Here is a 7,307-nt window from a genome sequence, read left to right as displayed (position 1 = left end):
ATATCAGGTGTCCACCAAACAGGGGTCAGGTCCGAAGCCCCCGGCGATGTAGCGAGACATCGATCCGCCCATTTCCAGCCACAATCAGCACATGGGAAAGCAACAAACCTCCAACTGCGTCATCGTCGAGACCATCCTTATGACCGGCATGAAACACACCGACGCAGCCGAACTCTTCGGCGTAAGCACCCGATGGATCCGCACCCTCCTAAGCGCTACCGCCACGGCGGCCTACAAGCCCTAGAACCCCAATCCAAACGCCCGCACACCAACCCCCGAGCAACCCCGACACAGATCGTTAAACGCATCCTCGAACTGCGCCAGGAACTCACCGACACCGGCCAAGACAACGGCGCCCACACCATCCGCTGGCACCTCGAAAAAGAAGGAACTGAAGTGCCCCGAGTTTTGTTCCTAGGCATTTGCCTTGATTTCTATTATTTCCTGTGGCGGGATCTGCTTCCAAAAGGTCAAGTCCGCGTCCGTGGTTCGGGCGCTTGCCCGCATCCACATGTTGTTTTCGTCCTACGCCGCACCCCTGCAGGCGCTGGTAGCGTTTATACATACCGCAACCGACAGCCACGGGAGGCCTATTCTATGAACGGCGATGTTACTGTGCTGCTTGTATGCGCCGGGTTAGTGCTTGTCATGGTGCTCTACTGGACCTACTACATCCGGTGCGTGCGGAGGCAACCCAGATCGGAAAAGTGGTACGACGACGTCGACTTTGTAGGCGCAGAAAGTGATGGGGTCCTTTTCATTTATCCTTACTGCTCGCTCATTATGGGCGCTGGCGGCGCCATGGGGTTGGTCGCAAGTGCCAACCCTCCCGAGTTTGTCTACACGGTGCTGAAGGTTCCGCTCGTGGCAGCTTTCGTTGTCGGAGTCATTGGATTTACGGGCGCGGTTGGGGTTCCACTTCCGTGGCCTTTTGTTCCGCGTTGGGTCGTCGATATCCGCAAAGCAAAGCGTGCCCAAAGGCGTGAGCGCAGACAAGCCAGAAAAAGAGAAAAGGAAGAATAGGCCTGGCAGCTTTTCCTGTGTTCGAAGTTCGTCGGAAATCTCCGCTATCTGGCTGCAGGTTCTCCAGCCCAGTAGCAAAGCAACTGAAGATGGTTTGAGGCGTTTGGGGCCAAACTCTGCTTTGGTGATGTACATCAACACGGAGAGGAATCCGTAGATGAAGGCCGCTAGAGCAGTAGTCGTGGTAGTCAACGGGTTTGAGTATTCAGAGGTTGGAGAGCCCGATTCTCCTTTGGATGGGGCTTTAACGGCGCACCGTGATGCAAAACAAAGCTTTGCGTGACCTGGGTACGGGGCTAAGGAATAGAAGGGGATGCGGACGAAATCTTAGATGTCGACGGGCACTATTCCACGGTCGTGTTTCCCGATTGGGTCATTGAGCCCACCGGCGTCATGGGTGAGATGAGGCAAAGTAACCCTCAGATGGAAAGGGCAACTGCGCAAACTCTACGTCGGACGAAAACACGCAACAGCCGACATCAACCTCGTATGCATCAACAACAACATCACAGCAGTAGACCCTCACACCGGAGAAATATGGGACAAACACAAACTCGACGAATCAAAGAAATACCACCCAAACTTACTGGGTCAGGACCCACCAAATGAGGCTTAAGGGACATTGTCCCTTAACCCATGAACCCCCGAAAAATAATTAAAATCTCGCGACATCGATAGGAACGATTTCGCGAGACTTCAGAGTGGTGCGGCATGAGGGGCTCGAACCCCCGACCTACTGGGTGTAAACCAGTTGCTCTCCCAGCTGAGCTAACGCCGCGTGAATGCCGGCCGCGCGGAGCGCGTCACAACACTCAGGAAAGTGTATAGGACGCGCGGCGCCGGACAAAATGGGGGTTATTTCTTGGTGTAGCCGCGGCCGACGAGGCAGGAGCCTTGCCAGTCGCCGAGACGCTCCGCCTTGGTCTGGACGAGGCCGGCGAGCTGCGCGGACTCGGCAATCACGCCAGGGGCGATGGTGCCAGACAGGCCAGCACCCGGGGTCAAAAGCCAAATGGTGCCGTGGTCGGCGAGGGGGCGCAGTGCATCGACGAGGCCGTCGACCAAGTCGCCGTCCTCCTCGCGCCACCAGATGACAACGACGTCACACAATTCATCAGTTTCTTCATCGAGGAAATCGTCACCCAAGACATCTTCAATAGCTTCGGAGATGGCAGGGTCGCAGTCTTCGTCCCAACCCAGTTCCAGGGCGACCTGCCCCTCTTCGATGCCTAACTTGCGTGCGTAATCCTCCAATTGAGTGGTCATATCTGGGCACTTTAACGCATTATTAGGGAAAATTCTCGTTGTCCACGCCACTTTCGGTGGTTGCGGTGGAGAGGACACGGTGGGGCGAGGGGGCATCGGAAAGCGGGGCCGCAAAGGTAAAGGCCACAAAGTTAGCAATATTCACAGGACGACCGGGATTAAGCTGCAGGATTTAACACGAGAGATTCTTCACTTATCCTTAGCAAAGCTCCGGGGTCGTTTACGCGTATTCTGGAACGTACTGTTTTAAAAGCCCACCATTTGGAGGAATGCACCATGGCAGAATTGGAATCGCTCGGCAGCGACTCTAACTTCCCGCTCATCCGCGACGGCGTCGCGTCGTACATGCACGACACTGACCCGGAAGAAACTCGTGAGTGGATGGATTCTCTCGACGGTCTGCTGGAGGACAACACCCCGGAACGCGCGCGCTACCTCATGCTGCGCCTGCTGGAGCGTGCGTCTGCGAAGCGCGTGCCCATGCCGTCGCTGACCTCCACTGACTTCGTGAACACCATCCCCACCACCCTCGAGCCCGAGTTCCCTGGTGATGAGGAACTGGAGAAGCGCTACCGCCGTTGGATCCGCTGGAACGCGGCCATTATGGTGCACCGCGCGCAGCGCCCGGGCGTTGGCGTGGGCGGCCACATCTCCACGTACGCAGGCGCAGCTCCGCTCTACGAGGTCGGCTTCAACCACTTCTTCAAGGGCAAGGACGATCCGTCCGGCGGCGACCAGGTTTTCTTCCAGGGCCACGCCTCCCCGGGCATGTACGCGCGCGCCTTCATGGAGGGCCGCCTGTCCGAGCATGACTTGGACGGCTTCCGCCAGGAGCACTCCCGCGGCGAGGACGAGGGCCTTCCCTCCTACCCGCACCCGCGCGGCTTGCCGTGGTTCTGGGAGTTCCCGACCGTGTCCATGGGTCTCGGCCCGATTAACGCGATTTACCAGGCACGCTTCAACAAGTACCTGGAGCAGCGCGGCATCAAGGACACCTCAGACCAGCACGTGTGGGCATTCCTGGGCGACGGCGAAATGGACGAGCCGGAGTCTCGCGGTCTGCTGCAGATGGCGCCGCTCTACGGCCTGGACAACCTCACCTTCGTCATCAACTGCAACCTGCAGCGTCTCGACGGCCCGGTGCGTGGCAACACGCAGATCATCCAGGAGCTCGAGTCCTTCTTTACCGGCGCGGGCTGGGACGTCATCAAGATCATCTGGGGCCGCGAGTGGGACAAGCTCATTGAGGCCGATAAAGACGGCGCGCTCATCAACATCATGAACACCACGCCGGACGGTGACTACCAGACGTTCAAGGCGAATGACGGTGCGTACGTGCGTGAGCACTTCTTCGGCCGCGACGAGCGCACGCTCAAGTTGGTCGAGGACATGTCGGATGAGGAAATCTGGGCGCTGCGCCGCGGCGGCCACGACTACCGCAAGATCTACGCCGCCTACTCCAAGGCGCTGGAGAACCGCGGCACCGGCAAGCCGACCGTCATCCTGGCCCACACGATTAAGGGCTACGGCCTGGGCCACAACTTCGAGGGCCGCAACGCCACCCACCAGATGAAGAAGCTCACGCTGGAGGATCTCAAGCTCTTCCGCGACAAGCAGGGTATCCCGATTCCGGATGAGGTCCTCGAGGCCGATCCGTACAACCCGCCGTACTTCCACCCGGGCATGGATGCACCGGAGATCAAGTACATGCTCGAGCGTCGTAAAGAGCTGGGCGGCTTCCTGCCGGAACGCCGCGCGGACTTCGAGCGTCTGCACGTGCAAGACATCGACAAGCTGCGTTCCGTGCGCAAGGGCTCGGGCAAGCAGAAGGTCGCCACGACCATGGCGCTGGTGCGTACCTTCAAGGAGATCATGCGCGACAAGGAGATTGGCAAGCGCATTGTCCCGATGATGCCAGACGAGGCCCGTACCTTCGGCCTGGATTCCTGGTTCCCGACGCTGAAGATCTGGAACCCCAAGGGCCAGAACTACGTGCCGGTCGACCACGACCTCATGCTCTCCTACCGTGAGTCCGAGACGGGCCAGATTCTCGCCGAGGGTCTGACCGAGGCCGGCGCCACCGCGTCGTTTACCGCGGCGGCGACGTCGTATGCGACGCAGGGCGAGGCCATGATCCCGCTCTACATCTTCTACTCGATGTTCGGTTTCCAGCGCACCGGCGACGCATTCTGGGCGGCGGCGGACCAGATGGCCCGCGGCTTCATCATCGGCGCCACGGCTGGCCGCACCACGCTCACGGGCGAGGGCCTGCAGCACATGGACGGCCACTCCCAGGTGCTCGCGTCCACGAACCCGGCGGTCGTCTCCTACGACCCGGCGTTCGCGTACGAGATTGCGCACCTCGTCCACCGCGGTATTGACCGCATGTACGGCGACAACGACGAGGCCATCATGTACTACCTCACCGTGTACAACGAGCCGGTCCACCAGCCGGCCGAGCCGGAGAACCTCGACGTCGAGGGCCTGCACCGCGGTATCTACCACTACTCCACCCCGGAGAAGGGTTCGATTCCGGCCAACATCCTGGCGTCCGGTGTGGGTGTCCACCAGGCGCTGCGCGCCCAGGAGATCCTGGCGGAGGACTACGACGTCAAGGCCTCGCTGTTCTCCGTGACCTCGTGGGTCGAGCTGGCCCGCGATGGCGCCGCCAAGGCCAAGGCTGCTCTGCAGAAGGGCCAGGAGCCGGAGAAGGCGTTCGCCACGCGGCAGCTCGAGGGCTTCGACGGCCCGTTCGTGGGTGTCTCTGACTTCACCACGGACCTGCAGGAAATGATCCGTCCGTACGTCCCGGGCACCTATATCGCGCTGGGTACCGACGGCTTCGGCTTCTCCGATACGCGTGAGGCGGCTCGCCGCTTCTTCAACTCGGATACCGAATCCATCGTCGTGGCCGTGCTCTCGGGCCTGGCCCAGGACGGCACGATCGACCGCTCCGTCGCCGAGCAGGCTGCGAAGGACCTCCACCTGGATGATCCGACGAAGACCTACTCCACGAGCACCGACGAGGAGTAATTCCACGCCGCGCTCATGAAAAGCCCGTCAGCAGTTCTGCTGGCGGGCTTTCGGCATACGCGGTGCGTATGTCAGCGTTGAGCGAGGACCGGCTCGATAAGCTCGGCGAGCGCTTGGGAGACGGCCTCGGGTTCTTCGAGGATGACCATGTGGCCGGAGCCGTCGACGACGCGGAGCTCGGCCTCGGGCCAGTGGGAGCAGATGAGCTCGGACTGGGAGCGCGGGGTGACGATATCCATGGAGCCGACGAGGACGATGCCGGGCAGGCCGGCGAGGCGGTCCGCGGCGGCGAGCTCGGAGTGGTCGACGAGGTCGTCGAAGAAACCTACAAAGGAATCGAGCGGGGTGTCGAGCAGCATGTCGACGTGGAATTCGAGGCGTTCCATGCGGGGATAACCGGTCACGCCGGCGGCGAAGATGGGCGCGATGATGCGCGCGATGCGCTGGCGGGCGCGGTTGACCTTGTTGGGTAGGCGCTGGGCGGCGTCGTAGAGGGCTTCCGCGGCGTGGGTCTGGAGAAGCGCCGCGACGCCAGTCTCTGCGAAGGGACGCATGGACGTGGAGATAAGAAGCACCCCGGCGATGCGCTCGTAGTCCTCAACAGGCAGGCGGCGAATGAGGTTTTCGACGACCATGCCTCCGAGCGAATGGCCCACGATAATGAGCGGCCCGGTGGGTGCCTGGGCGGTAAGGATGGCAGCGACGTCATCCGCGGCGTCGTCGACGGTGCAGTCCTCGGCCGGGACGCGGTCCGAGCTGCCGTGCCCGCGAAGGTCGAGCAGCACCGCGCGCACGCGCGGATACGACGCGCGCAGGAAGTCAACCTGGTCGTAGAAGCTCTCCGCCGCGAGACCGTAACCGTGAACGAAGATAACGGTGACGGGGGCATCGGAAGGCTCGGGGCCCGAGGTATACCAGGCGATGCCATCGGACATGTCGTGGGAATACGGCTGTGTGAGGCCGGGGTGGCGGTCGTGAGTGTGGCGGCGGCGCCAAACCTGGGTGGCGGTGCGCACACGGCGGCGGGATGGGGTGGACATAACACGTCTAGTCTAGTCGCTCACTTACACTGGTACGCATGGCCGATGGACAAGACTTTGCCGCGCAGCTGCGCGCAGCGCTGGGAAGAGAAGAACACGAGGATAAGCCCGCCGCGACGGATACGTATGGGGAGCTCGCGCGGCTCATCACCCAGGTCGCGGGGGTGGAGGAACCGGCGCGTGAAGACCGGCTGGAAGATGTGGGGATTACGTCGCTCAACCTGATTGAGCTGACGGTGCGCGCGGAAGAGCGCTTCAAGGTCCGCTTCGATGAGGGCACCGCCGCGGCCTTTGAGACCGTGGGCGAGGTCGCCGACTACATCGACACGCGGACCGAGAAGCAGTAGCGCTGCGCGAGATCGCGCACCGCCGTCTCCAGCGCGTGCAGCTCCGCTTGAGTACCCGTGAGTACCTGGCGGCAGCCAATGCCCGGCGGCACGGCGTCAAACTCGCTGCCTGCACCTGCGGCAAGAGCCGCGAGATCCTGGCCCGGCCAGTCCTTGTACCAGCGGGTACACCACTGAGCCGTGAGGGGATCATCGCCCGGGATCTCCCACGTCGACGCGCTGGGCAGGCACGTGACCATGAGCTCTTCCACGCGCGGGCGCAGTCGAGCAGGCATACTCTCAATGATGAGCACGCCGGAGGTTATCGGGCGCACTGGCGCCGAGGGTTCGGCGGCAGTGGTTTTCACGCATGTTTCCACAAGCCGAATACCTTTCATTTCCTGTTACAAGACGAGCATCGTCTTCCCCAACGAACCGACTCGAACAGTTTTGTGAAATGACATCGGATGTAATTACCGTGCGTAACGCAACCCATTTTGTTCCCCTCCAGTCACACGAGCAACCCTAAACCCCTGCTTCAACCCCCATTTACTGAAGTTTCACTTGAGACTTAGAACTTCCCTGTGACCGCGCCCCGCAGATCGTTACAGCGCAACGA

General features: G+C 61.4%; 6 protein-coding genes, 1 tRNA gene and 1 pseudogene. 4 read left to right on the top strand and 4 right to left on the bottom strand.

The annotated features are described in order from the left end of the window. Nucleotides 1-91: 91 nt before the first annotated feature. Together HMPREF3227_RS13660 and HMPREF3227_RS03495 are read left to right on the top strand one after the other, a co-directional pair. Nucleotides 92-393, top strand: a pseudogene (locus HMPREF3227_RS13660) (helix-turn-helix domain-containing protein); the annotation flags it as partial. Between the two features lie 204 nt (nt 394-597). After that, on the top strand, nt 598-1,023 hold the full coding sequence (locus tag HMPREF3227_RS03495) for a hypothetical protein (protein ID WP_066510294.1): 426 nt from the start codon (nt 598-600) through the stop codon (nt 1,021-1,023). 702 nt (nt 1,024-1,725) lie between these two features. On the opposite strand, the gene HMPREF3227_RS03490 is transcribed toward HMPREF3227_RS03495, so the two are convergent. Further along, nucleotides 1,726-1,801, bottom strand: a tRNA-Val gene (locus HMPREF3227_RS03490). Nucleotides 1,802-1,878: 77 nt separating this feature from the next. Continuing rightward, complete coding sequence (locus tag HMPREF3227_RS03485; protein ID WP_066488459.1) at nt 1,879-2,289, bottom strand: DUF3052 domain-containing protein; 411 nt, start codon at nt 2,287-2,289, stop codon at nt 1,879-1,881. A 276-nt stretch (nt 2,290-2,565) separates the two neighbouring features. On the opposite strand from HMPREF3227_RS03485, the gene aceE reads away from it, so the two are divergent. Continuing rightward, nucleotides 2,566-5,322 (top strand): pyruvate dehydrogenase (acetyl-transferring), homodimeric type, encoded by a 2,757-nt coding sequence (aceE, locus tag HMPREF3227_RS03480; protein WP_066510291.1) that lies wholly within the window; start codon nt 2,566-2,568, stop codon nt 5,320-5,322. A 71-nt stretch (nt 5,323-5,393) separates the two neighbouring features. Here the strand turns inward: aceE and HMPREF3227_RS03475 are convergent, their stop codons facing one another. Next, nucleotides 5,394-6,362 carry an alpha/beta fold hydrolase gene (locus HMPREF3227_RS03475; RefSeq protein WP_066510289.1) on the bottom strand — a complete coding sequence of 323 codons (969 nt, stop codon included), beginning with the start codon at nt 6,360-6,362 and terminating at the stop codon, nt 5,394-5,396. Nucleotides 6,363-6,400: 38 nt separating this feature from the next. Between HMPREF3227_RS03475 and HMPREF3227_RS03470 the strand changes: the two genes are divergently transcribed. After that, the gene (locus tag HMPREF3227_RS03470) at nt 6,401-6,709 is read left to right on the top strand and encodes an acyl carrier protein (protein WP_066488436.1); all 309 of its coding nucleotides are present in this window, start codon (nt 6,401-6,403) and stop codon (nt 6,707-6,709) included. Here HMPREF3227_RS03470 and HMPREF3227_RS03465 read toward each other — a convergent pair. Beyond that, the gene (locus tag HMPREF3227_RS03465) at nt 6,679-7,056 is read right to left on the bottom strand and encodes a hypothetical protein (RefSeq protein WP_066488431.1); all 378 of its coding nucleotides are present in this window, start codon (nt 7,054-7,056) and stop codon (nt 6,679-6,681) included. The two genes, HMPREF3227_RS03470 and HMPREF3227_RS03465, sit on opposite strands and share 31 nt — an antisense overlap. Nucleotides 7,057-7,307 lie beyond the last annotated feature (251 nt).

Source organism: Corynebacterium sp. CMW7794 (genome assembly GCF_001563605.1).
In the GTDB taxonomy this organism is placed as follows: Bacteria; Actinomycetota; Actinomycetes; order Mycobacteriales; family Mycobacteriaceae; genus Corynebacterium; species Corynebacterium phoceense.
This window is presented reverse-complemented; position numbering and strand designations above follow the sequence as displayed.